The following is a 400-nucleotide window of genomic DNA, read 5'->3' as shown; positions in this document are numbered from 1 at the left end:
GGTTAAGTCTTATTAACAGGCGCGCTCTTGAATCCGAGGGGTATGAGGTTACAACCGCCTCCACGCTGAAAGAGGCGCGCTTTCTGATTGAAGACGGCGATCCGGACGTTATCATACTGGATATAAAAATGCCGGATGGCAGCGGCATTGATTTCTGCCGTGAAATTCGTGAACGCAGCGCCGCGAGCATAATCTTCCTGACTTCGGTAACTGAATCCTCCGGCGAGCTTGAGGGCCTTGTCGCTGGGGGCGACGATTATCTTCGCAAGCCATACGGCATTGAGCTTTTGCGCAGCCGGGTAAAAAAAGCTCTGCAACACGAGCGCAAGGTTCCACATTCCATAATGCGCGGTCCATTCACCTTACACATTGTCGCGGCGCAGGCCTTTGCCAACGGGAT

The 400-nt window shown here is 53.5% G+C and carries 1 protein-coding gene; it reads left to right on the top strand.

Annotated features, from left to right (window positions below; genetic code table 11):
• Positions 1–11 precede the first annotated feature (11 nt).
• On the top strand, positions 12–400 hold a 389-nt coding region (locus tag ACYVTD_RS17470), incomplete at its 3' end, for a response regulator transcription factor (protein ID WP_461248896.1).

This window comes from Treponema sp. R6D11 (assembly GCF_054786075.1).
This window is presented reverse-complemented; position numbering and strand designations above follow the sequence as displayed.